19 protein-coding genes and 1 pseudogene are annotated in these 24,432 nt (G+C 64.7%); 8 read left to right on the top strand and 12 right to left on the bottom strand.

The features are described from left to right. Nucleotides 1–97: 97 nt before the first annotated feature. Nucleotides 98–1,006 (bottom strand): annotated as a pseudogene (locus tag CWS35_RS39435) (IS30 family transposase); the annotation flags it as partial. 171 nt (nucleotides 1,007–1,177) lie between these two features. Next, entirely contained in the window at nucleotides 1,178–3,211 is a 2,034-nt protein-coding gene (locus CWS35_RS07820) for a methyl-accepting chemotaxis protein (RefSeq protein ID WP_100951578.1), read from the bottom strand. A gap of 459 nt (nucleotides 3,212–3,670) precedes the next feature. Between CWS35_RS07820 and CWS35_RS07815 the strand changes: the two genes are divergently transcribed. Further along, entirely contained in the window at nucleotides 3,671–4,843 is a 1,173-nt protein-coding gene (locus tag CWS35_RS07815; RefSeq protein WP_024583640.1) for an FIST N-terminal domain-containing protein, read from the top strand. Continuing rightward, nucleotides 4,840–6,213 (top strand): ATP-binding protein, encoded by a 1,374-nt coding sequence (locus CWS35_RS07810; protein ID WP_024583641.1) that lies wholly within the window; start codon nucleotides 4,840–4,842, stop codon nucleotides 6,211–6,213. The genes CWS35_RS07815 and CWS35_RS07810 overlap by 4 nt, the downstream gene beginning before the upstream one ends. On the opposite strand, the gene CWS35_RS07805 is transcribed toward CWS35_RS07810, so the two are convergent. The 4 genes from CWS35_RS07805 to CWS35_RS07790 all read right to left on the bottom strand — a co-directional run bounded on the left by CWS35_RS07805 (nucleotide 6,208) and on the right by CWS35_RS07790 (nucleotide 10,772). Then, on the bottom strand, nucleotides 6,208–6,993 hold the full coding sequence (locus CWS35_RS07805) for a response regulator transcription factor (RefSeq protein WP_245438900.1): 786 nt from the start codon (nucleotides 6,991–6,993) through the stop codon (nucleotides 6,208–6,210). The genes CWS35_RS07810 and CWS35_RS07805 overlap by 6 nt on opposite strands. Nucleotides 6,994–7,065: 72 nt before the next feature. Further along, nucleotides 7,066–7,746, bottom strand: coding sequence for a response regulator transcription factor (locus CWS35_RS07800; protein ID WP_024583643.1), 681 nt, complete (start codon nucleotides 7,744–7,746; stop codon nucleotides 7,066–7,068). A gap of 36 nt (nucleotides 7,747–7,782) precedes the next feature. After that, the gene (locus tag CWS35_RS07795; RefSeq protein ID WP_245438898.1) at nucleotides 7,783–8,946 is read right to left on the bottom strand and encodes a c-type cytochrome; all 1,164 of its coding nucleotides are present in this window, start codon (nucleotides 8,944–8,946) and stop codon (nucleotides 7,783–7,785) included. Between the two features lie 110 nt (nucleotides 8,947–9,056). After that, the gene (locus CWS35_RS07790; protein WP_024583645.1) at nucleotides 9,057–10,772 is read right to left on the bottom strand and encodes a PQQ-dependent methanol/ethanol family dehydrogenase; all 1,716 of its coding nucleotides are present in this window, start codon (nucleotides 10,770–10,772) and stop codon (nucleotides 9,057–9,059) included. 404 nt (nucleotides 10,773–11,176) lie between these two features. On the opposite strand from CWS35_RS07790, the gene CWS35_RS07780 reads away from it, so the two are divergent. From CWS35_RS07780 to CWS35_RS07765, 4 genes are all read left to right on the top strand, one after another. Next, complete coding sequence (locus tag CWS35_RS07780; protein WP_024583646.1) at nucleotides 11,177–11,662, top strand: (2Fe-2S)-binding protein; 486 nt, start codon at nucleotides 11,177–11,179, stop codon at nucleotides 11,660–11,662. 88 nt (nucleotides 11,663–11,750) lie between these two features. Further along, nucleotides 11,751–14,090 (top strand): xanthine dehydrogenase family protein molybdopterin-binding subunit, encoded by a 2,340-nt coding sequence (locus CWS35_RS07775; RefSeq protein WP_100951577.1) that lies wholly within the window; start codon nucleotides 11,751–11,753, stop codon nucleotides 14,088–14,090. A gap of 11 nt (nucleotides 14,091–14,101) precedes the next feature. Continuing rightward, a complete protein-coding gene (locus CWS35_RS07770; RefSeq protein ID WP_100951576.1) occupies nucleotides 14,102–14,902 on the top strand; it encodes a xanthine dehydrogenase family protein subunit M in 801 nt (266 codons plus the stop codon). Nucleotides 14,903–15,223: 321 nt separating this feature from the next. Continuing rightward, nucleotides 15,224–16,336 carry a CaiB/BaiF CoA-transferase family protein gene (locus CWS35_RS07765; protein ID WP_024583649.1) on the top strand — a complete coding sequence of 371 codons (1,113 nt, stop codon included), beginning with the start codon at nucleotides 15,224–15,226 and terminating at the stop codon, nucleotides 16,334–16,336. Between the two features lie 170 nt (nucleotides 16,337–16,506). Here CWS35_RS07765 and hppD read toward each other — a convergent pair whose 3' ends face one another. Continuing rightward, on the bottom strand, nucleotides 16,507–17,625 hold the full coding sequence (gene hppD / locus CWS35_RS07760; protein WP_100951575.1) for a 4-hydroxyphenylpyruvate dioxygenase: 1,119 nt from the start codon (nucleotides 17,623–17,625) through the stop codon (nucleotides 16,507–16,509). A gap of 122 nt (nucleotides 17,626–17,747) precedes the next feature. Here hppD and CWS35_RS07755 point away from each other — a divergent pair, with 122 nt between their 5' ends. Then, complete coding sequence (locus CWS35_RS07755; protein ID WP_024583651.1) at nucleotides 17,748–18,224, top strand: Lrp/AsnC family transcriptional regulator; 477 nt, start codon at nucleotides 17,748–17,750, stop codon at nucleotides 18,222–18,224. Nucleotides 18,225–18,308: 84 nt separating this feature from the next. Beyond that, entirely contained in the window at nucleotides 18,309–18,620 is a 312-nt protein-coding gene (locus CWS35_RS07750; protein WP_100951573.1) for a DUF1272 domain-containing protein, read from the top strand. Nucleotides 18,621–18,721: 101 nt separating this feature from the next. Here CWS35_RS07750 and fahA read toward each other — a convergent pair whose 3' ends face one another. The 5 genes from fahA to CWS35_RS07725 form a co-directional block, all read right to left on the bottom strand. Next, a complete protein-coding gene (gene fahA, locus CWS35_RS07745; RefSeq protein ID WP_100951572.1) occupies nucleotides 18,722–19,993 on the bottom strand; it encodes a fumarylacetoacetase in 1,272 nt (423 codons plus the stop codon). Between the two features lie 142 nt (nucleotides 19,994–20,135). After that, entirely contained in the window at nucleotides 20,136–21,482 is a 1,347-nt protein-coding gene (gene hmgA, locus CWS35_RS07740) for a homogentisate 1,2-dioxygenase (protein ID WP_100951571.1), read from the bottom strand. Between the two features lie 2 nt (nucleotides 21,483–21,484). Then, entirely contained in the window at nucleotides 21,485–22,438 is a 954-nt protein-coding gene (locus CWS35_RS07735; protein ID WP_100951570.1) for an MBL fold metallo-hydrolase, read from the bottom strand. 20 nt (nucleotides 22,439–22,458) lie between these two features. Beyond that, on the bottom strand, nucleotides 22,459–22,686 hold the full coding sequence (locus tag CWS35_RS07730) for a DUF2783 domain-containing protein (protein WP_100951569.1): 228 nt from the start codon (nucleotides 22,684–22,686) through the stop codon (nucleotides 22,459–22,461). A gap of 9 nt (nucleotides 22,687–22,695) precedes the next feature. After that, nucleotides 22,696–24,324 carry an FAD-dependent oxidoreductase gene (locus CWS35_RS07725; RefSeq protein WP_100951568.1) on the bottom strand — a complete coding sequence of 543 codons (1,629 nt, stop codon included), beginning with the start codon at nucleotides 24,322–24,324 and terminating at the stop codon, nucleotides 22,696–22,698. Between the last annotated feature and the right edge of the window lie 108 nt (nucleotides 24,325–24,432).

The following is a 24,432-nucleotide window of genomic DNA, read 5'->3' as shown; positions in this document are numbered from 1 at the left end:
CTGGCGAAAGCCAGGAGGTGGATTCACACTCGAAGTGCAACACTTGAGCAGCAAAGACCTCTGTCGGGGTCTTGAAGTCAAGGCATTTGCGCGGGGTGTTGTTGTAGGCGGCGATGGACTTGCGAAGGCGGCGGGTCGGCAGCTTCTCAAGGTCGGTGTTGCGCGGGATGAAGCGGCGCATGCGGCCGATGGCGTTCTCGATGCCACCTTTCTGCCAGGGGGCGTGGGGATCGCAGAAGAACGTCTTGATCAAGAGGCTTTGCAAGGAAAGGTGAGCTGCGAACTCGGTGCCGTTGTCGAAGGTGACGGTCCGGCGGATCGGTTGTGGCAGGACCTCGAACAGGCGCACGAGATGGTGGGCGACGCCGGAGGCGAGCTTGCTTGCGAGGGGGACGCCGAGCAACAGGCGGGAGGTGCGCTCATGCACGGCCAAGATCTGCTGACCGTATTTGGAGAACATCATGAGGTCGGCCTCCCAATGGCCCGGGGTCTTGCGATCGGCGACCTCGATGGGGCGCTGATCCAGCGAAACACGGCCTTCGATGAAGCTTGCGGGACTGCCGCCCCGCTTGCCGCGACGACCGCGCTTGCTCTTGCCGCGCGGCAAATAGCGCCGCCAGCTGAAGTCCGAGGTGCGGGTGAGCTGGGCATAGATGAAGCGGTAGATGCTCTCATAGGAGATCACCCTGCGGCCGTGCTCACGCGCCAGCCGGCCGGCGACCTGCTCGGGCGACCAGCCCCGACCAAGACGTTCCAACACCGCGCGGCGCAGGCCGGGCTCTCGTTCGAGGCGAGAGCCCGTCCAGCGCCGCGCTCGCATCTGTTGCTGGGCATAGCTGGGCTTGTAACCGACCTGAACGCCAGAATTGCGGTTCAGCTCCCGAGAGATCGTTGATGGCGGGCGATCCAAAGCTGCCGCGATTTGCCGGATCGAGCTGCCACCGGCCGAAAGCCTGGCAATCTCGCATCGCTCCTCCAGGCAGAGCTGCTTGTAAGTCCGCCCCATGGCAACACCTCCAGATGGAAGTGTTGCACTTCGTTTGGGAACTCAGGGGACCCATACGCCGCGGCGTATGAAAAGAGCACGCGGCGAGTTATCTCTGCACCAACGAACATCGGTGGTTATCGGTCCCGGCCTTCGCCGGGACGACGATCATTGATAGGCTTGACGTGTTCGTTACGCCGCGCGGATGTTCGCCATGAAGCGATCGAGTTCCTCGCGCAGCCTTGCGCTCTCGACCGACAGCGAGCGGGCCGAATTCAGCACCTCTTCCGAGGCAGCACCGGTCTCGGTCGCGCCGCGATTGACCTGGGTGACGCTCGAAGCCGCTTCCTGGGTGCCCTGCGCGACGTTCTGCACGCTGCGGGCGATCTCCTGCGTTGCCGCGCTCTGCTGCTCCACCGAACTCGCGATGTTGGTCGCGATCCCGGAGATCTGCCCGATGGTGCCGCCGATCTCCTTGATCGCGGCGACCGATTCCTGGGTGGCGGCTTGCATGCCCGAGATGTGGGTGGAAATCTCGTCGGTGGCCCTGGCGGTCTGGCTCGCCAGCGACTTCACTTCGGAGGCGACCACCGCGAAGCCGCGGCCGGCGTCGCCGGCGCGCGCGGCCTCGATGGTGGCGTTCAGCGCCAACAGATTGGTCTGCTCGGCGATCGCCGTGATCAGCTTGACCACGTCGCCGATCTCCTGCGCAGCGCGCGAGAGCTTGCCGATCCGGGCATCGGTCTGCTCGGCCTGACGCACGGCGGAATCGGCGATCTGGCTCGATTCCTTGGCGCGGCGGCCGATCTCGTCGACCGACGCCGACAGCTCCTCGGTCGCGGACGCCACCGATTGCATGTTGCTGGACGCCTCCTCGGAGGCACCGGCGACCTGGCTCGACAGGTTCTGCGTGACCTCCGCGGTCCGCGTCAGCGTGCCGGCTGCGGATTCGAGTTGCACGGCGGACGCCGACACGTTGGAGACGATCGAGCCGACCGCGGATTCGAATTCATCGGCGAAGCGAATCAATTCGTTGCGCCGCGCGGTCGCGCTCGCCTTGTTCTGCGCCTCCTGGGTCGCAGCGTCGCGCTCGGCCTTGGCGACCGCTTGGACCTTGAACTCCTCCACCGCGCCGGCCATCTCGCCCAATTCGTCGCGGCGGCCGAGGCCGGGCAGCACGACGTCGAAATTACCCGCCGCAAGCTCGCGCATCGCCGCGCACATCGCTGCGATCGGCCGCGAAATACCCTTGCCGAGCAGGAATGCCCAGACCAACCCGAGCACGAAGCTGCCGGCGGCGAGCATCAGGATCAGTTGCTCGGTCTCGCCGATCATCGCGTGCGATTCGTTCTCGAGCCGCTTCTGGTCGGCGAGCAGATCGGATTTCATCGCCGCCGCGCCCTGGCTGATGGCGGCCGCCGATTCCGTCATCTCGACGGTCAATTCGTCGATCGACTTGGCGTTGGCGATCAGCTTGGCGAGCGCCTCGCGGTATTCCTCGAGCAGCGCGGTGATGTCCTTCACGCCCTGGGTGATCCGCTCGTTGTTCGAGGTGATCCCCTTCACCAGATTGTCGGCGAATTTCAGCCGTGCGAGCGCGCTGGAGGCAACCGTCTTGTCACCATTGACGACGAAGGTGTTGACCGCACCGGTGATCGACTGGAGTTGGTCGGACACCTTCTTGGCGCCGAACTGGATCGATTGCAGCTCGGAATCATCGGCATTGCTCGGGAGGTCGTCGAGCTTGTAGCGCATCGAGGTCGCGCTGCGGACAAGTTTGTTCTGCGCGGTCTGCGCGCTCTCGTCCTTGATGCGGACGATCTCGGCAAAGATCTTGGTGAAGGCGCGGAATTCGCGCTCCAGCTTGGTGACCTGCTCGAGCCGGGCCGGATTGGTGGTGCCCTTCATCGACGCCACGATGGCGTCCTTCAGGCTGGCCTCGGCGGCGAGTGCCGCCTTGGCATCGTCCTCCTTGCCGGTGGTGACGTAATAGCGCGCCAGCGAGCGGTAGGAGATCAATTCGCGGTCGATGTTGCGGGCCAGATCGGCTTCCGCGACGCTCTGGCGATAGGAGCCGACCCCGGCGGAGACCCGCTCGAAGCCCATATAGGCAAAGCCCATGGTGGCCGCCGACAGCGCCAGCGTCACGGCAAAGCCGAGCATGATCTTGGCGCGAAATCTGAGGGTCGGGAACCTGATCGACCGCGATCGCTTGAGCCCCGGCATTCCAACCCCCGTCTTCATTCTGAAAACCGCGCGCGGCATCCGGCAGCAGCCCGCCCCAGACCCCGGAGGCCAAAACTAAGGCAGAATCGATAAGGCCCGGTAAATGGGCAGCCGGATCGGGCCGGTACTACCTTGGTCGGGCGAAAAGGGCGGGCTTGGCGATTGACCTCCCGGTCCGGCCCGATAGTTTAGAACCGATCAAACCTGTCCCTGCCCGGGTCAGGACAACACATCGGGAGGTGTCCCATGTCATCGCGTCGAACGGCGCCGTTGGCGTTTGCGACGAGCGTTGCTGCCGGCGGACTGGCCCGGCCAATGACATTTCCCCTCACGACCTAGACGATACCGCCGGGCCCGACTGCAACCAATTTGCGGCATGGCCCGTATGCCCTAACGACCCGCGCGGGTTAGACCGGCCGCGCCAAGAAAAGCAAAAAATTCTGGTCAGGGAGAAAGCCTGTGGCGGAGCAGCACGGCAGCGCCACCGACAGCATTGTGGTGGTGCAGGCAAAGACCAACGGGCCGCGGCAAGCCGCGGACGAGATCGCGCGCCAATTGGCGTCGGCCGATCTCGCGATGCTCGTGGTGTTCGTGTCGCCGTTCTACGACCCCCAGACATTCATTGCCGAACTGTCCTCCCGGATGCCCGACGTGCCGATCTTCGGCTGCACCACGGCCGGTGAGCTGTCGCCCGGCGGCTGGGACGAGGACAGTGTCGTGGCGATGGGCTTCAACGCGGCCGACTTCGTCATCGCGGCACGGCCGCTGTTCGACCTCGCGACCTTCCGGGTCGATCATGGCCGCTCGATGTGCACCGAGTTGCAAAACGAATTCGCCCAACGAACCGAGCATTGCGATCACACCGACGAATCCTTCGGACTGCTCTTCATCGACGGCATGTGCCAGCGGGAAGAGACCATCATGTCGGCGATCTATGCGTCGCTCGGCGACATCCCGGTGGTCGGCGGTTCAGCCGGCGACGGCCTGCGCTTCGAGAAGTCCTGGGTGTTCTACGGCGGCGAGGCCTTTAGCGATGCCGCGGTCTTGATCCTGATCCGCACCCGGCTGCCGTTCCGCCTGTTCAAGTGCGACCATTTCGAACCGACCTCGACCAAGATGGTGGTGACCGAGGCCGACATCGAGCACCGCATCGTCAAGGAGTTGAATGCCGAGCCGGCCGCGCTGGAATATTCCCGCGCCGTCGGCCTCAGCGAGAGCAATCTCGAACTGTTCTCCTTTGCCGCGCATCCGGTGCTGGTCCGGGTCGGCGGCGCCTATTATGCGCGGTCGATCCAGCGCACCAACCCGGACGGATCGCTGCAATTCTTCTGCGCGATCGACGAGGGCATGGTGCTGACGGTGGCGCGCGAGCGCGATCCGATCGACGTCACGAGCCGCCTGCTCAAGGAATTGAGCGACGATCTCGGCGAGGTCTCGATGTTCATCGGCTTCGAATGCGTGCTGCGCCGGCTCGACGTCGAGCAACGCCAGCTGTCGCGGGAAATGTCGGAACTCTATCGCCGCAACAAAGTGATTGGCTTTCAGACCTATGGCGAGCAGTATCGCTCCATGCACGTCAACCAGACGCTGACCGGCATCGCCATCGGCAAGCGGGCTGTCGCGCCGCAATGACCGACAGCAAGACCAGCCGCATCGTGGCGCTCGAACGCGAGGCCGAGAAGCTGCGCAAGATCAACGCAGCGCTGATGTCGCGCGTCGAACGCTCGACCGATCAGCAGCTCAACGCCTTCTCGCTGTTCGAGACCGCGATCGCGCTCGATCAGCAGGTTCGCGACCGCACCAAGCAGCTCAAGCAGGCGCTGCAATCGCTGGAAAAGACCAACGGACGCCTGTTGCAGGCCAAGCAGCAGGCCGAAGCGGCGAGCTCGCTGAAATCGTCCGTGCTGGTGTCGGTGACCCACGATCTGTTGCAGCCGCTGAATGCGGCGCGGCTGACGCTGTCCGCGCTGACCGAGATGGCCGCCGAGCCCAAGAGCGGCGCGCTGACCGACCAGATCGATCGATCGCTGGCGACGCTCGAGGACATGCTGCGCACGCTGCTCGACATCTCGAAGCTCGATGCGGGCGTGCTCAGGCCCGAGTTCGGGCCGGTCGCGATCGCCTCGCTGTTCGAGCCGCTGGAGCAGGAATTCGCCGCGACCGCCGCCAAGCGCAATCTCGACTTCCGGATCATGCCGTCGTCCGCGGTGGTTCGCTCGGACCCGCTGATGCTGCGCCGGATCCTGCAAAACCTGCTCGCCAACGCGCTGCGTTATACCCAGCGCGGCACCGTGCTGATGGGATGCCGGGCCAAGGGCGACGATATCTGCATCGAGGTGCATGATACCGGGCCGGGCATTCCGGAAACCCAGCGCGAGGCGATCTTCGTCGAGTTTCAGCGCGGCGATGCCGGCGCCGGCGACAAGGCCGGCATCGGCCTCGGCCTTTCGATCGTGCGCCGGTTCGCCGATCTGCTCGGCCACAACATCAAGCTCGGTTCACGCGCCGGCAAGGGCTCGGTGTTCTCGGTCACGGTGCCGCGGACCCTGGATCCGGTCGCGATCCCGGTACGCGAACAGGCCAGTGTCGACTATCGCTATGGCGGCATGGAAGGCGCCAAGATCCTGCTGATCGAGAACGACCTGTCGAGCGCCGAGGGCCTAGCCCATCTGCTGGAGAAATGGGGCTGCGACGTCGCGGTGACGATCTCCAAGACCGAGGCGCTCGAACGCATCCACGCGCTCGACGGCATTCCCGATGCCATCATCGCCGACCTGCATCTCGACAATGGCGAGACCGGCATCCAGGCCGTCGACGTGATCCGCGGCCAGATCAACGCCAAGGTTCCGGCGATCATCGTCACCGCCGACTACTCGGCCAAGGCGGCCTCCGACGTGTCGGCCTTCGGCCACGAATTGCTGAAGAAGCCGATCAAGCCCGCCGAGATGCGCTCGCTGCTGTCGTTCCTGCTCGCTGCCGAGCAGTCTGGCGTGGGACTATGATTCGATCCCGTGCGACGATCGCGGCGCCGTCACCGGCGCGTGGTCGTGCTTGCCGAAATCGAGTTTCGACAGCGCGATGATGGCCTCGGTCCGGCTGCGCACGCCGAGCTTTCGCAGGATCTCCGAGACGTGCACCTTCACGGTGGTGACGGAGATCGCGAGTTGATAGGCGATGTGCTTGTTCTGCAATCCGTGGCAGATCATATCGAGCACGCGAAGCTGTTGCGCGGTGAACTGGCCGAGTTGCTGCACCAGCTCCCGTGTCTCGGCCTGGCTCTTTCGCGCAGCAGCGGTGTCGCGGAAGCGCGTCGGCAGGCACACCGCGCCTTCGAGGATGCCGCGCAGCAGCCGCGCCAGCTCGACCTTCGGCGTCGACTTCGGGATGTAGCCGGAAATGCCGAGCGAGATCGCGCCGCCGACGATCCGGGGATCGTCATGCGCCGACACGATCACCAGCGCGCTGCGCGGCGCGGCGGCACGCACCCGGTAGGCGCCGAGCAGGCCCGTGGTGCCGGGCATCGACAAATCGAGCAGGATCAGATCGAGGCCATCGCGGCTCGCGATCACGTCCAGCGCGCCGTCGATCGAGGTCGCCTGCAACACCTCGGCATCGGGAAACTCGGTCCCGATCACGCCGATCAGGGCAGCGCGGAACAGCGGGTGATCCTCGACGATCAGCAGCCGAGGTACACCCACCTTGCCGAGCGGTGGATCGTCCACAAGGGGCACGGTCGTGGTCAATGCTGCGCCGTCCTCCCTCGGATCGCTGATGACAGCCATTGTCCGCACGACGTTATCTCAAAGCCGACCGGCAGCCTATAGGCGTGACATTCGCCTCGCAGTGCAACACGCCTAGGGCGCCTTCTCGGCCTTCGCGCCGGTGCAGGCTTCAGCGACCGGCAGCGGAATCTTGCCGAGCTCGATGATCGCCTTGTTGCGGCTGAACAGCTTGAGCTTGCGCAGAATCTCGGTGACATGCGCTTTCACCGTCGATTCGGCGAGCTTGAGTTCCGAAGCGATCTCGCGGTTCTGCAAGCCGCGAATGATCAGATGAAGCACCCGGATCTGCTGCGGCGTCAGCTTCTGGATCCGTTCGCGCAGCGTCCGCGCCGTCTCCGACTGATCCAGCGCACCGACCGCGACGAAGTCCCGCGGCGCCGAGACCGATCCGCTCAGCACGCGCGCGATCGCCTGCGAGAGCTCGCCGAGCGAGGTCGATTTCGGCAGGTAGCCGGCCGCCCCCATTTGCAGCGCCTCGCGGATCGTGTGCTTGTCTTCCTCGCTGGAGACGATCGCGATCGGCAGCCGCGGATAGCGATCCCGGATCTTCTGGAAGCCGGAGAATCCGACCACGTCGGGCAGCAGCAGGTCGAGCAGCGCCAGGTCGATATTCGGCTCGCTGGCGAGGATGCCGAGCGCGCCCTTGATCGAGGTCGCCTCGTAGATCCGGGCATCGGGATGCGAGATGCGGATGGCGTTGCCAAGCGCCTCTCCGAACAGGGGATGATCGTCGATGATCAGGAACCCCATCATGAGGACCCTCGCATTGGTATTCGCCGATTGCCGCCGCTAGTTCGACCCGCCGGTATCCTGCACGCTTTGCAGATAAGCATATACGTTTCTGAGCTCGTCGTCGCTGAAGACGTCCTTCCAGGCCGGCATGCCCTTAGCCGGTCGCCCGTCATGGACCGTCTTCCAGAAGGTCGATTCCATGTCGTCAGCATAGCGCTTCTTCAGCAGCCGGAGGTCGATCTTTCGCTCGGCCTGCACCGCGTCCGGACCGTGGCAATGGGCGCAGGTGCCATTGAAGGTCTCCCGTCCGGCCTTGGCGTCTCCCCCCTTGGCATCCTCGGCAGCCGCGGGCGCCGCCGCGGTCTGAACCGGCTTCTCGGCCGCGGCCGCCTGCCCCACCGTGACGGGTTCGCCAGACCCGGTGGACGACGTCATCGCCCGATCCGCCTCGCCGAACTTGACCGGGGTGCCGTTCGGCACGCCGTATTTGGCGAACAGGGCGGCAATATCCGGCTGCAACGACGGCAGCACGCCGTCGACTTCATCGCGCAGCGCGCCGGATGCCTTGGCGAAGCCGATCGCGGTGGCCCAGAGCAGGCCGTCGCCCTCGGTCGAGACGATCTGGTATTTGTCGCCATAGCTGGTCTTGTTGAGCCAGCCCGCCACCGGCGCCCAGATGAAGGCGATGTCGACCTTGCCCTGCTCGAGCGCCGTCATGCCCTCCTCCGGGCTGAGCACGGTGACCTTCTGGATGTCGTCACGCGTCGCCAGCAGGTTCTGCGGCGTCGACTGATACTGCACCGCAACCCGCAATCCCTTGAGGTCGTCGATGCCGGCGAGCTTGCGATCCCTGGCGCCGACCAGCGCATAGCCTTCATGGGCGATCGGCTTCGAGAAGATCACCGCAGGGCCCATGAAGTCGTCGATCAGCGGCAGGCCGACCATGGCGTCGCACTGCTTGCTGAGCAACGTCTCGCGCACGGTGCGTTTGCCGAAATAGGACTTGTACCAATTGGTGCTCACCGTGCGGCCGAGCTTTTGCGCCACCGCCTGGCCGATCTCGAGATAGAGGCCGGGCTTGCCCGGCTCGTCGCTCGAGAACGGCAGGTTGGTCGGGTCGGCGCAGAGCCGCAGCGGCGGCTTCACCTCCTCCGCGCCGGCCGCGAGGGCCGGCGCCAACAATGCGGCGGAGAGCAGCACGGTCCGGATCGCCTTTCTCAACTGTACGCGACGCGTTGAGCTCGGCACTTCATTCGACCTGGTGCAAGTCGCCTTGATGCAAGTCGCTTTGATACAGGACACGGACAATGCTGCCTCCATTGCGACGATCGTTACTGCAAGGCGAACACGAACAGCGCACCGCCTTCGGGCGCCGCGGCAACCATCTTCTTGCCGATGTCGCCGAGGAAGGCCGGCAGCGCCGCGGTGCGTCCGACCACGATCGCGACATACTGCTTGCCGTCGACCGAATAGGTCACCGGACCGGCGCCGATGCCGCTGCCGAGGTTCTTGCTCCACAGCACCTTGCCGTTCTTGGCATCGATGGCACGGAAGTCGCCGTGCAGATTGCCTGAGAACACGAGGTTGCCGCCGGTCGTCAGCGTGCCGCCGTTGAAGGGCAGGTCTTCCTTGATGCCCCACACCTTCTTGTTGGCGATCGGATCCCAGGCCACCAGCTCGCCGAGGAAGCCGCCGGGACCCGGCTTGGTCGGGAACTCGGCGCCGAGATAGAACACGCCGCGCTTGTAGTTCACGTCAGAGACCGACCAGTCCATGCACACATTGTTGCTCGGGATGTAGACCAGGCCGGTCTGCGGATTGAACGACATCGGCTGCCAGTTCTTGCCGCCGATCAGGTTCGGGCAGATGTCCTTGGCGGGATGGCCGGGGCCCGGACGCTTGTCCGGATCCTCTTCCGCCCGCATCGTGCTGATGTCCCACTTCTTGGCCCAGTTGGCGAACACATACTTCTCGGCCGAGATCACCTTGCCGGTCTCGCGGTTGGCCACGAAGAAGAAGCCGTTGCGGTCCGCCTTCATCAGGACCGGGGTCTCGGCGCCCTTGATCTTCAGGTCTGCGAGCAGCAACTCGTTGACGCCGTCATAGTCCCAGGCGTCGGCCGGGGTGCCCTGGATGTGCCACTTGATCTTGCCGGTGTTGGGATCGATCGCCAGCGTCGAGGCCGTGTACAGGTTGGTCAGCTTGCCGAAATTGCCGTCACCGGTGGAGCGCACGGCGGTATTCCACGGCCCCGGATTGCTGGTGCCCCAGTAGACCGTATCGGTCTTGGCGTCATAGGAGCCGACCAGCCAGGGGGCGCCGCCACCATGCAGGCCCGTGTCACCCTTCCAGGTGTCGCTGCCGGGCTCGCCCGGCGCCGGCACCGTGAAGGTCTGCCACAGCAGCTTGCCGTCCTTGAGGTTGAACGCCTGCAACGAGCCGCGCACGCCATATTCGCCGCCGCCGAAGCCGGTGATCACCTTGTCGCGGACGATGAGCGGCGGCGACGTGATGACCGAACCCTGCTTGTAGTCGACCACCGTCGAGGTCCACAGCTCCTTGCCGGTCTCGGCATCGAGTGCGGTCAGCTTGCCGTCGAGCCGACCGACGAAGATCTTGCCGTCGGCGTAGGACACGCCGCGGTTATTGACGTCGCAGCAGGCATATTGGAGCACGTCATCCGGAATGTCGGGCTGCCAGGTCCATTTGCGCGCGCCGGTCGCGGCGTCGATCGCATAGACGTATTTCGGGCCCCACGACGTCGACACATACAGCGTCTTGCCGATCACCACCGGCGACGATTCGTTGGAGCGCAGCGAGGCGAGCGACAGCGAGTACACGAGCTGAAGCTTGCCGGCATTCTCGGAATTGATCTGCTTCAGGGGGCTGTAGCGCGTATTGCCATAGTCGTGGCCGGCGATCGCCCATCCGTTGGGATCGGACACCGCCTTCACGACGGAATCATTTGCTTTCGATGCACCAATGCCTGCCAGCACCATGGCGACCAGCGAAACGCCGGCAAAGAAAATCCCGCTCCTCAGCTTCATTGGCTTCCTCCAATATGGTTTCGTTGCCGCGATGGATGCATCGCGGGCGCGGATATCTACCCAATTCATGAATCAGCGATCTGCTGTCGCTGCATCGGCGATGAAAATGACAGCAACGCATTTGCGTCGTTATAGGCGGAAGGTAGTAGCAATCGCCGCGGCGATGTTCGGCACGCGGCGGGCGCTGTCGGCCGGCCGAAAATCGCTTGCACTGCCGCGCAGTTTCACTGCGCCGGAGCCCCCTCCCGGCGGCTTGCAAATTGCCCATCGAACGGCTGCCTGCTAGGATCGGAAGCACAGCCCGGCGCCTTCAAGACAGGGCCGCAACTACGACTTTGATCGCGGTTACGTCCCAAATGAAGCGTGGTCTACTGGGCCCATAATGAAACTATTGGGAGAAACGCGTGTCTACAGTCAAACTGACGGTAAACGGCAAGGCGGTTTCGGTCGACGTTGAGGACCGAACCCTCCTCGTGCACCTGTTGCGCGAAAACCTGAACCTGACCGGCACCCATGTCGGCTGCGATACCAGCCAGTGCGGCGCCTGCGTCGTCCATGTCGATGGCCGGGCGGTCAAATCCTGCACCATGCTGGCCGGCCAGGCAGCCGGCTCCAACGTCACCACCATCGAAGGCCTCGCCAAGGGCGACGAACTGCACCCGATGCAGGCGGCGTTCCGCGACAATCACGGCCTGCAATGCGGTTATTGCACCCCCGGCATGATCATGTCCGCGGTCGATATCGTGCACCGCCATGGTGGCAAGCTCGACGAGGAAACGGTTCGCCACGAGCTCGAAGGCAACATCTGCCGCTGCACCGGCTACCACAACATCGTCAAGGCGGTGCTCGACGCTGCCGGCCGCATGAAGGTTGCGCAGGCCGCCGAATAGCCGGCCACGCACAGAACGATCAAGCTCATCACCGCCGGTCTCGATGGAAACGGCGGCAAATCGAATCTCCGGTCGGGAGGACTAGACAATGGGTGTTGAAGGAATTGGCGCACGCGTCGTGCGCAAGGAAGATCGCCGGTTCATCACCGGACAAGGACGTTACGTCGACGACGTCAAAATGGTCGGCATGAGCTACGCTCACTTCATCCGCAGCCCGCACGCACATGCCAAGGTCAAGGGCATCGACTCCACCGAGGCGATGAAGATGCCCGGCGTGATCGCGGTGCTGACCGGACAGCAGATCGTCGACGACAAGGTCGGCAACCTGATCTGCGGCTGGGCCATCACCTCCAAGGACGGCACGCCGATGAAGATGGGCGCGTGGCCGGCGATGGCGCCGGAGACCGTGCGCTTCGTCGGACAGGCGGTCGCGGTCGTGATCGCCGAGACCAAGAACCAGGCCAAGGACGCTGCCGAAGCCGTCGTGGTCAGCTATGAAGAGCTGCCCGCCGTGCCGGACATCAAGGCCGGGATCAAGCCGGGCGCGCCGCAGCTGCATCCGGAGGCTCCCGGCAACATCGTCTATGACTGGCATATCGGCGAGGAAGCCGCGGTCAACGATGCGTTCGGCAAGGCCGCCAACGTGGTGACGCTCGAACTCACCAACAACCGCCTGGTGCCGAATGCGATGGAGCCGCGCGCGGCGATCGCGCATTACGACCAGGCCGAGGAGCATTTCACGCTCTACACGACGTCGCAGAACCCGCACGTCGCCCGCCTCGTGCTGTCGGCATTCTACAACATCGCGCCCGAGCACAAGCTCCGGGTGATCGCGCCCGACGTCGGCGGCGGCTTCGGCTCCAAGATCTTCATCTATCCGGAAGAGATGGTGGCGCTGTGGGCCTCCAAGAAGGTCAACCGCCCGGTGAAGTGGACCGGCGACCGTTCGGAAGCCTTCCTCACCGACGCGCACGGCCGCGACCACATCTCCAAGGCCGAGATGGCGTTCGACAAGGACAACAAGATCCTCGGCCTGCGGGTCAAGACCCACGCCAATTTCGGCGCCTACATGTCGCTGTTCTCGTCGTCGGTCCCGACCTATCTCTATGCGACGCTGCTGTCGGGCCAATACGTGATCCCGGCGATCTATGCCGAGGTGATCGGCGTCTACACCAACACCACGCCGGTCGATGCCTATCGCGGCGCCGGCCGTCCCGAGGCGAGCTATCTGCTCGAACGGATGATGGAGACCGCCGCGCGGCAGCTGAAGGTCGACCCGACCGAGCTGCGCAAGAAGAACTTCATCAACCAGTTCCCGTATCAGACGCCCGTCATCATGGCCTATGACATCGGCGACTTCCACGCCTCGCTCGACGCCGCGATGAAGGCGATCGACTATGCCGGCTTCCCCGCCCGCAAGGCCAAGGCGAAGGCCGATGGCAAGCTGCGCGGCATCGGCGTGTCCTGCTACATCGAGGCCTGCGGCATCGCGCCGTCGAAGGCGGTCGGCAGTCTCGGTGCCGGCGTCGGCCTGTGGGAATCGGCGGAGATCCGCGTCAACCCGGTCGGCACCATCGAAGTGCTGACCGGCTCGCACAGCCACGGCCAGGGCCACGAGACGACGTTCTGCCAGATCATCGCCGAGCGGCTCGGCGTGCCGATCAGCCAGGTCTCGATCGTCCATGGCGACACCGACAAGGTGCAGTTCGGCATGGGCACCTACGGCTCGCGCTCGATCGCGGTCGGCGGTGCGGCAATCGTGAAGGCGATGGAGAAGGTCGAGGCCAAGGCCAAGAAGATCGCGGCGCACGCGCTCGAAGCATCCGAGAGCGACATCGTGATCGAGAATGGCGAGTTCAAGGTCACCGGCACCGACAAGTCGATCGCGCTGCCGATGGTCGCGCTCGCGGCCTATACCGCGCACAACCTGCCTGATGGTATGGAGCCCGGCCTGAAGGAGACGGCGTTCTACGATCCGAGCAACTTCACCTTCCCGGCCGGCGCCTATATCTGCGAGCTCGAGGTCGATCCCGGCACCGGCAAGACCTCCTTCGTCAACTTCGTGGCAGCCGACGACTTTGGCCGGCTGATCAACCCGATGATCGTCGAGGGCCAGGTCCATGGCGGCCTTGCCCAGGGCATCGGCCAGGCGCTGCTCGAAGGTGTCGTCTATGACGGCACCGGTCAGCTCGTGACCGCATCCTTCATGGATTACACCATGCCGCGCGCCGACGACCTGCCGTCGTTCCAGCTCTCCCACACCACGACGCTGTGTCCGGGCAACCCGCTCGGCGTCAAGGGCTGCGGCGAGGCCGGCGCGATCGGTTCCTCGGCAGCCGTGATCAACGCGATCACGGATGCCATCGGCAACAACAAGCTGGAAATGCCGGCGACGCCCGATCGCGTCTGGCACGCCATTCAGGGTTGAGGGAGGATACGATGTACGAGACCAATTATCACCGCGCATCCTCGGTCGACGATGCCGTGGCGCAGTTCGCCAAGGGCACGGACTCCAAGTTCCTGGCCGGCGGACAGACCCTGCTGCCCGTGATGAAGCAGCGCCTTGCTGCGCCGTCCGACGTGGTCGACGTGTCCAAGATCAAGGACATGATCGGCATCGAGGTGTCGGGCGACACCGTCACCATCAAGGGCGCGACGACGCACTATGACGTGGCACAGAGCGACGCGGTGCAGAAGGCGATCCCTGCGCTCGCCCATCTCGCCTCGCTGATCGGCGATCCGGCCGTGCGTCATCGCGGCACGATCGGCGGCTCGCTCGCCAACAACGACCCGGCGGCGGATTATCCGGCGGTGGTGCTGGCGCTCGGCGCGACGGTCAAGACCAACAAGCGATCGATCGCGGCGGACGACTTCTTCAAGGGCCTGTTCACGACGGCGCTCGAGGATGGCGAGATGATCACCGCGGTCTCGTTCCCGATCCCGGCGAAAGCCGGCTACGCCAAGATGCGGCATCCGGCCTCGCGCTTCGCGCTGACCGGCGTGTTCGTCGCCAAGACCAAGTCGGGCGACATCCGCGTCGCCGTGACCGGTGCGTCGCAAAGCGGCGTCATGCGGGTACCGCCGATCGAGCAGGCGCTGAAGGCCAATTGGGCGGCTTCGGCGCTCGACGGCGTGACGATATCGGCGAACGGTCTGCTCGCCGACATCCACGGCTCGGCGGACTACCGCGCCAACCTGGTGAAGGTGATGGGACAGCGGGCGGTGACTGCGGCCGGCTAGCCGCTATCCTTCCGGAACCTATGCAGACGGCGCGCAGCGATGCGCGCCGTTCGCGTTTTACTGGCATTCCAGCCGAAAGGGCTTGCCACATCGCCCATTAGGCGAGAGAATTTAGCTAATCAGCTAATTAAAAATACCGTCAGACGGACGGCCGGGAGAGGACTCATGACGTTCGGCAGATCCGACGACCACCACTTGCCACGGCTCCTCATGGCCAGCTCATCCCTTTGATGGCATTGCGCGGAACGGAACGGCAGTCCGCCTGGCCGCCGCACACACGACACTTCGATAACCTCCTCACAGCAACAACGGAACGATAACGTGCTCGACAAGCCCGCCTCCCAAACCGCCGCTCGCACCTCGGGCCCGCTCGCCGGCTTCCGCATCGTCGAATTCGCCGGCATCGGCCCCGGCCCGTTCGCCTGCATGCTGCTCGCCGACATGGGCGCCGAGGTCATCACGCTCGACCGGGTCGGCGCGGGCAAGAACCTGAAGGCAGTGGCAACCCGCGGCCGCAAGGTGATCGAGCTCGACCTCAAGAACAAGGCCGCGATCGCGGAAGCGCTCGACCTGCTCAGCCATGCCGACGCGCTGATCGAAGGCTTTCGCCCCGGCGTGATGGAGCGCCTCGGCCTCGGTCCCGATGTCGTGCTCGGGCGCAATCCAAAGCTGGTCTATGGCCGCATGACCGGCTGGGGCCAGGAAGGCCCGCTGGCCAACGCCGCCGGCCACGACATCAACTACATCTCGATCACGGGGGCACTCGCCGCAATCGGCACCAAGGAGAAGCCGGTGCCGCCGCTCAATTTGGTCGGCGATTTCGGCGGTGGCGCGCTCTACCTCGTGGTCGGCGTGCTCGCCGCACTCTTGGAAGCGCAGAAGTCCGGCAAGGGCCAGGTGGTCGACACCGCGATGTGCGACGGCGCTGCCTCGCTGATGTCGATGTTCTACGACATGGCGGCGCAGGGCCGCTGGAGCGGCGGCCGCGACCAGAATTTCCTCGACGGCGGCGCGCATTTCTATGGCGTCTACGAATGCTCCTGCGGCAACTTCATCTCGATCGGCTCGATCGAGCCGCAATTCTACGCGCTGCTGCGCAAGCATGCCGACCTGACCGACGCCGACTTCGACGCCCAGATGGACCGCAAGGCCTGGCCGGCGCTGAAGGCGAAGCTGGAAAAGGTGTTCAAGAGCAAGTCGCGCGCCGACTGGTGCAAGATCATGGAAGGCACCGACATCTGCTTCGCACCGATCCTGACCATGGAGGAAGCGCCCAAGCATCCGCACATGGCGGCGCGCCAGGTGTTCGTCGAGCGCCACGGCGTCACCCAGCCCGCCCCCGCGCCGCGCTTCTCGCGCACGCCGTCGGCGATCCGCGAGCCGGAGCTCGCGAGCATCGGGGATGTGACGAGCGCGTGGAAGGCGGGGAGATAGATCTCGCTGTCGTCCCGGCGAAGGCCGGGAACCATAATCCCGGAACGTCGTTGTGGCGATCGTTCCGCGGGATTGCCACCCAGTAAACTCGATAGATTCCGCGGTATGGGTCCCGGCCTTCGCCGGGACGACAGCTGTTGGTTTTGCGCCAGCGTGGCTCTACGACGTTCTCACGCCGCGTGGTCGACCTTCAGCACGCCGCGGCGGATCTGGTCTTCCTCGATCGATTCGAACAGCGCCTTGAAGTTGCCTTCGCCGAAGCCATCGTCGCCCTTGCGCTGGATGAATTCGAAGAAGATCGGCCCGATCGCGTTCGCCGAGAAGATTTGCAGCAGCACCTTGGTCTGGCCGCCGTCGACCACGCCCTCGCCGTCGATCAGGATGCCGTTGGCCTGCAACCGCGCGACGTCCTCGCCATGCTTGGGCAGGCGGGCATCGATCCGCTCGAAATAGGTGTCGGGCGGCGACGGCATGAACGGCAGGCCGTCCGCGCGCAGCGTCTCGACGGTGCGGTAGATGTCGCGCGCGCCGCAGGCGATGTGCTGGATGCCCTCGCCGTGATAGGTGTTGAGATATTCCTCGATCTGCCCGGAATCGCCGGCATCCTCGTTGATCGGAATCCGGATCTTGCCGTCCGGGCTGGTCAGCGCACGCGAGAACAGGCCGGAGGCGCGGCCCTCGATGTCGAAGAAGCGGATCTGGCGGAAATTGAACAGCTTGGCATAGAAGCCGGTCCAGACATCCATGCGGCCGCGATGGACGTTGTGTGTGAGGTGATCGACGTAATAGAGCCCCGAGCCTGCCGGACGCGGGTTGGCGACGCCTAGCCATTCGAACTCGGCATCATAGGCCGAGCCCTTGGCGCCGTAGCGGTCGACGAAATAGAGCAGGCTGCCGCCGATGCCCTTGATCGCAGGCACATCCAGCGTCTTCTGCGCGGACGATACATCCGCCGCCTCCGCGCCGAGCGCGATCGCGCGCTCATAGGCGCGCTTGGCGTCGACCACGCGGAACGCCATCGACGGCGCACAGGGGCCGTGCGCGGCGACGAAATTGAAACCGTGGCTGCCGGGCTCCTCATTGACGAGATAGTTGATGTCGCCCTGGCGATAGACCGTGATCGCCTTGGTCCGGTGCCGGGCGACCGCGACAAAGCCCATCAGCTTGAACAGCGCGTGCAACTCGGCCGGATGGGGATGGGCGTATTCGACGAACTCGAAGCCGTCGGTGCCCATCGGATTCTCGGCGCTGATTTCAGCCGGCGGCGCATCGTGCGGAAACGGACCCATGGCGGTAACTCCCTGATTTGTCTGGGGATCAGTTTCCGTCACTTGCTGCGCAACGTGCGTGCAAAATGGGGCCCCTTTGCTAGTATCGTGCACGATTCATGCATGAAATGGACATTTTACGCATGCCTGACGTCGACGCGTTCGACCTCAAAATGCTCGCCGCCCTGCAAGACGACGGCCGGCTGACCAACCAGCAACTGGCCGACCTGGTCGGGCTCTCCGCGTCACAATGCTCGCGGCGGCGGATGCGGCTGGAGGAGGAAAAGGTGATCGCGGGCTACCACGCCGACCTTGCCGGCGAGGCGCTCGGCTTCGGCCTGATCGCCTTCATCCACATCACGCTCGCGACCCATTCGCCCGACAACGCCAAGCGGTTTCGCGAACTGGTCAACCGCGTCGACGACATCCAGGAGGCCTATGCGCTGACCGGCGATGCCGATTACGTGCTCAAGGTGATGCTGCGCGACCTCAAGAGCCTGTCCGACATCGTCAACAACGTGCTGATGCCGCACCAGAGCGTGGCCCATGTCCGCTCCTCGATCGTGCTTGATCGCCTGAAGGAGAGCACGAGGTTGCCGTTGAATTCGCTACAGGCGTGATGGCTCAAATCGAGGGAATTCCGTCATTCGCTTCGATGACACGACCTGCGATCATCCGGCCAACATCCAGCAAGAGAGACGACCATGGCGCTGCAACTGCGACCGAACTGCGAATATTGCGACAAGGACCTGCCGCCGGGCGCCGTCGACGCCCGGATCTGTTCCTATGAATGCACGTTCTGTGCGGATTGCGCCGAGGCCAAGCTCGGCAATGTCTGCCCGAACTGCGGCGGCGGCTTCGCGCCACGGCCGATCCGCCCCGCCAAACCGTGGCGGGCGGGTGTCTGCACCGTGAACCAGCCGCCATCGGACAAGCGGGTGCATCTGAAATACAGTCTCGAGGACTGCGCGGCGCATACGGCGCGGCTGCGAGATATCAGGCCGGAAGAGCGCTGAGGCGTTCCTTCGTCATTGCGAGCGGAGCGAAGCAACCCGCGGTTCCGCGCAGGCGGAGCGATGGATTGCGTCGTCGCTTTGCTCCTCGCAATGACGAGACGTCATTCCGCCGCGACGATGGTGCCCTCGACCTCGCCGAAGCCGACGCGATAACCGTCGCCCTGGCACCAGCCGCGCATGATGAGCGAGTCACCGTTTTCCAGGAACGAGCGCGTCACGCCGCCGGCCAGCTCGACCGGCTCGGTGCCGTTCCAGCTGATCTCCAGGAGACTGCCGCGCTGGTGCTTGTCGGGACCGGAGATCGTGCCGCTGCCGAGGAGATCGCCGACATTCATCGCGCAGCCGCTGGACGCATGGTGCACGAGCTGCTGCACCGACGACCAGTACATGTATTTGAAGTTGGTGCTACAGATCGTCTTCGCCTCGTTCATCGCACCGGCACGCAGGCCGACATCGAGCGCGAGATCGTAATTGTTCGCCCCCGCCTGCTTCAGATAGGCCAGCGGCTCCGGCTGCTGCGCCGGGCCGTGCATCCGGAACGGCTCCAGCGCCTCGCGCGTCACCACCCATGGCGAGATCGAGGTTGCGAACGCCTTGGCCTGGAACGGGCCGAGCGGCACGTATTCCCATTGCTGGATGTCGCGCGCGCTCCAGTCGTTGAGGATGACGAAGCCGAAGATCATCGCCTCGGCCTGCGCCTCGGTCAGCATCTCGCCCATCGCAGACGCCTGTCCGACCACGACGCCCATCTCGAGTTCGAAGTCGAGCCGCTTGCAGGGGCCGAAGCTCGGCACTTCAGCGGTCGGCGGCTTGAGCTGGCCGCGCGGCCGTTTCACCTTGGTGCCTGACACCACCACGGTCGAAGCGCGGCCATTATAGCCGATCGGCATATGCAGCCAGTTCGGCTGCAATGCATTGTCCTTGCCGCGGAACATGACGCCGACATTGGTGGCGTGCTCCTTCGACGAATAGAAATCGGTATAGCCCGAAACCGCGAACGGCATGTGCAGCTTGACGTCAGCCATCGGTACCAGCGCCCGCGCGCGCAATTCCCTGTTGTCGCGCAGCTCCGGATGATCCGAGCGCAACAACTCGCTGATCCGCGCCCGCGTCGCCGACCACACTTTCGGCCCAAGCGCCATGAAGGCATTGAGCGACGGCTGCGAGAACACGCCGAGCGGCCCGACATCGAGCCGCGAATCCTGCTCGAGCTCCCAGAGATCGAGCACATGGTCGCCGATCGCAACACCGACGCGCGGCGCGAGGCCGTCCTTCGACGAGAACACGCCGTAGGGAAGATTCTGGATCGGGAAGTCGGAGGTCGGAGCGACGTCGATGAAGGAGCGGAGTTTGGGGTCGTTGGGGTGGGGCATGGTTTCCTGCCGAATTTGATTGACACACTCTCGTCATTCCGGGATGCGCCGCGAGGCGCAGGCCCGGAATCCATCAGGTCACGTTTACCGCGGAGAAATGGATTCCGGGCTCGCGCTTCGCGCGCCCCGGAATGACAACCGGTTACGGCCTGGTCGGATCGAACTTCTTCTCCAACCCTTTCCAGCAATCCGAGTAGTCATCCTGCAACGTCGACGACGTTGCCGCGTGCTTGGTCACGCGCTGCGGGAAACGGGTCTCGAACATGAAGGCCATCGTGCCGGTCAGCTTCACCGGCTTCAGCTCGCCATTGCTGGCATGCTCGAAGGCGTCGCGGTCGGGGCCGTGCGGCAGCATGCAATTGTGGAGCGAGACGCCGCCGGGCACGAAGCCCTGCGGCTTGGCGTCGTAGACGCCGTAGATCAGGCCCATGAACTCGGACATGATGTTCATGTGGTACCATGGCGGACGGAAGGTGTTGTCAGCCACCATCCAGCGCTCCGGGAAGATCACGAAGTCGATATTCGCGGTGCCCGCGGTCTCCGACGGCGAGGTCAGCACCGTGAAGATCGATGGGTCGGGATGATCGAAGGCGATCGCACCGACCGGCGAGAAGGTGCGCAGGTCGTATTTGTAGGGCGCGTAATTGCCGTGCCAGGCGACCACGTCGATCGGCGAATGCGGAAGCGTGGTCTTGAACAGCGCACCGCCCCATTTCACGTAGAGCTCGGTCGGCGTGTCCTTGTCCTCGTAGGCGGCGACCGGCGTCAGGAAGTCGCGCGAATTGGCCAGGCAGTTGGCGCCGATCGGGCCGCGCTCCGGCAGCGTGAAGGCGCCGCCGTAATTCTCGCAGAGATAGCCGCGCGCCGGTCCATCTGGAATCTCGACGCGGAATTTGACGCCGCGCGGGATCACCACGATCTCGCCCGGCTCGGCATCGATACGACCGAATTCGGTAACCAGCCGCAGATTGCCCTGCTGCAACACGAACATCATCTCGCCGTCGGCATTGTAGAAATGCTGATCGACCATCGATCTGGTGATGAGATAGATGTGCGCCGCCATGCCGGCCTGGGTGTTGGCGTCACCGGCCGTGGTCATGGTCTGCACGCCCTGGAGGAAGGTCATGTCCTCCTTGGGGATCGGCGCCGGGTCCCAGCGCAGCTGTGCGATCGGCATGTCGTATTCGTGGCACGGCGCGGTGCGCCACAGCCCGGCATCGGCCTTGGCGAAGCGACCGGAGTGCCGCACCGACGGGCGGATGCGATAGAGCCAGGAGCGCTCATTGGTGCCACGCGGCGCGGTGAACGGCGAGCCGGACAATTGCTCGGCATAGAGCCCGTAGGCACAACGCTGCGGCGAGTTGCGTCCCATCGGCAGCGCGCCGGGGAGTGCCTCGGTCTCAAAACTGTTGCCGAAGCCGGACATGTAGCCCGGCGTCACCTGCGCGGTGCTGCGTGCGATCTGATCAGGCGAGGTATTGATGTTCATCACTATCCTCCTTGCAGGGCGGCCCACATTTCCTGGTCGCGCTTGTCGGTCCAGATCACGGGATCGTCGATCCCGGACGCTTCGTCATAGGCGCGTGACACGTTGAACGGCAGGCAGTGCTCATAGATCGCGAAGCTCGAAAACTTCGGGTCCATCACCTCGCGGGTCGCCGCCATCGATTCCTTCAAGGAGCGGCCCTTGGCGACCGACGATTCGGCGGCGCCGTAAAGCGTGGTGACGAAATCGCGGGTCATCGCGATCGCGTCGCGGCCGGTCTCGAGGCCCTTCAGCGCATCGCCGCGGCCCGGCGCGATCGCCTTCGGATTGAAGGCGCGGATCTCGTTCAAGGTCATCGGCCATTCGCGCAAGTGCGCATCGCCGCAATAACAGGCCGAGTGATATTCGATCAGGTCGCCGGAGAACATCACCTCGGCATCCGGCACCCAGGCGACGATATCGCCCGAGGTGTGGCCGGCGCCGAGCTGCATCAGCCGCACCTCGCGCTTGCCGAGATAGATCGACATCTCGCCCTCGAAGGTCAGCGTCGGCCAGGTCAGGCCGGGGATGCTCGCGGCATCCTGGAACAGGCGCGGGAAGCGCCCATATTCCGAATCCCAATCCTGCCGGCCGCGCTCCTCGATCAGACGATAGGTCTCCTGCGACGCCACGATCCCCTGCGCTTTGTAGGCCGAAGCACCGAGCACGCGCACGGCGTGATAATGCGACAGGACGACATATTTGATCGGCTTGTCGGTGACGGCCTTGACCCGCTCGATCACCTTGTTGGCCATCGCCGGCGTCGCCTGCGCGTCGAACACCAGGCAGCCGTCCTCGCCGACGATCACGGCGGTGTTCGGATCGCCCTCGGCGGTGAAGGCGTAGAGATCGGTGCCGATCTCGGAGAAGGTGACCTTCTTCTCCGCGAGGTCGGTGGTGGAGGCAAAGCCCTTGGCCATCGGTTCAATCCTGTCTTTCGCTATTGTTGTTGCTGTTGTTGCTGCTGGCTCGGGTCCAGCATCCGCCGCTTCGCCAGCGTGATCGCTTCGCGCAGCACGTCGAGGTCGCCGATATGGTTGGCGAGCACCAGCACCAGCGCGGCATCGAGATCGGCGCTCTGCGCGTCGGTGAGGCCGCGATGCGCCTCGACGATGGCGCGGAAGGCGTCATCGGGCTTTGCGAAGTTCGAACTGGTCGACAGCGCCATGACGGATCCTCAGTTCGCGCCTGATGCGCGCGCCAGCGCCGCGTCCAACACCGGCCGCGCCGCGTTGCGGAAACGTGCCGCGACATAACCATCCGGCCGCAGCAGATAGGCGGTGCCGGGCTCCGCATCGTAGCGCTTGCCGGCATGACCCTGGGCATCGATCAGGCCATCGGTACCACCGACCCTGATCGTGCCGACGCCTTCGGGGACATCGATCGTGGCGCCATTGGAAAACGCCAGAAGCGTGAAACGCGTTCCCTGCCTGATGAAGGCGTCGGTCAGATAAGTCGACGCACCGCCCTGCTCCGTCACCGGCGCATCCAGCATCGAGGTGCCGGGCCGCGGACCGCCACGCCAATTGTCGCGATCGCCACTCGATAGCGGCGTGTCATAGACCGACGGCACCGACAGCCGGCCGCCATTGACCATACGCTTGCCGAACTCGGTATCCTCCGCGAGCGACAGCACCGCCTGGCGCAGCCGCGCCTCCTGCTTCGTCACCGGCGCCATGAAATCGGTCGAGCGGGTGGACTCGCGGATGTTCTCGTCCGCCGCCGCGCTGCGCTCGATGTGATAGCTCTCCAGCAGGCCTTCCGGCGAGAGCCGGCGCAGCACGCGATCCAGCTTCCACGCCAGGTTCTCGGCATCCTCGAGCCCGGAATTGGCGCCGCGCGCGCCGAACGGCGAGACCTGATGCGCGGAATCGCCGGCGAAGATCACCCGGCCATGGATGAACCTGGCCATCCGGCGGCACTGGAATTTATAGAGCGAGATCCATTCGAATTCGAACTTATCGTGCCCGAGCATGCGCGCGATCCGCGGCCGGACATTCTCCGGCTGCTTCTCGGCCACCGGATCGGCATCGGGATTGAGTTGCAGATCGATCCGCCAGATATCGTCGGGCTGCTTGTGCAGCAGCGCCGAGCGTCCGGCATGGAACGGCGGATCGAACCAGAACCAGCGTTCGGTCGGGAACGCCGCCGTCATCTTGACGTCGGCGATCAGGAACTGGTCCTCGAACACCTGGCCTGCGAACTCCGCGCCGACCATCTGGCGCAACGAGGAGCGGGCGCCATCGCAGGCGACGACGAAGGCGGCGTGCACCTGGTACGAGCCTTCGGGCGTCGCGATGGTCAGCGCAACGCCGTCATTGCGGCTCTCCAGCGCGATCACCTTGTTGCGCCAGCGCAGATCGATCTCCGGCAACTGCTCGACGCGATCGACCAGATAGGCCTCGGCATAGAATTGCTGCAGGTTGATGAAAGCAGGCCGCTTGTGGCCTTCCTCGGGAAGCAGGTTGAACTGGTAGAGCTGCGAGGCGCCGTGAAAGATCTTGCCGACGCTCCAGACCACGCCCTTCTCGACCATGCGGTCGCCGACGCCGAGCCGATCCCAGAACTCCAGCGAGCGCTTCGAGAAGCAGATCGCGCGCGAGCCTTCGCCGATCCGGTCGGCATCGTCGAGCAGCACCACGCGCTGGCCGCGCTGCGCCAGATCGATCGCGAGCGACAAACCCACCGGCCCGGCGCCGACCACGACGACCGGATGCTCTGCGACGTTGGCGCCCGACCGCTCCTGGTCGGGATGACGGCGATAGCCGAACTGGGTTTTGGCCTGTGCCGTATTGGCTGATGCCATTGCGTGACCCTGGATGTTCCCGTGAGCCGGCTTGTCGCTGCGGCTTGCGTGACCGGCTTGCGACCAGCATCTTGCGAGCCGGCCGCGACCTTGCTAAATTAGTCTCAC

This window comes from Bradyrhizobium sp. SK17 (genome assembly GCF_002831585.1).
In the GTDB taxonomy this organism is placed as follows: domain Bacteria; phylum Pseudomonadota; class Alphaproteobacteria; order Rhizobiales; family Xanthobacteraceae; genus Bradyrhizobium.
The sequence above is the reverse complement of the archived record's forward strand: the minus strand, read 5'-3'. Positions and strand labels throughout refer to the sequence as shown.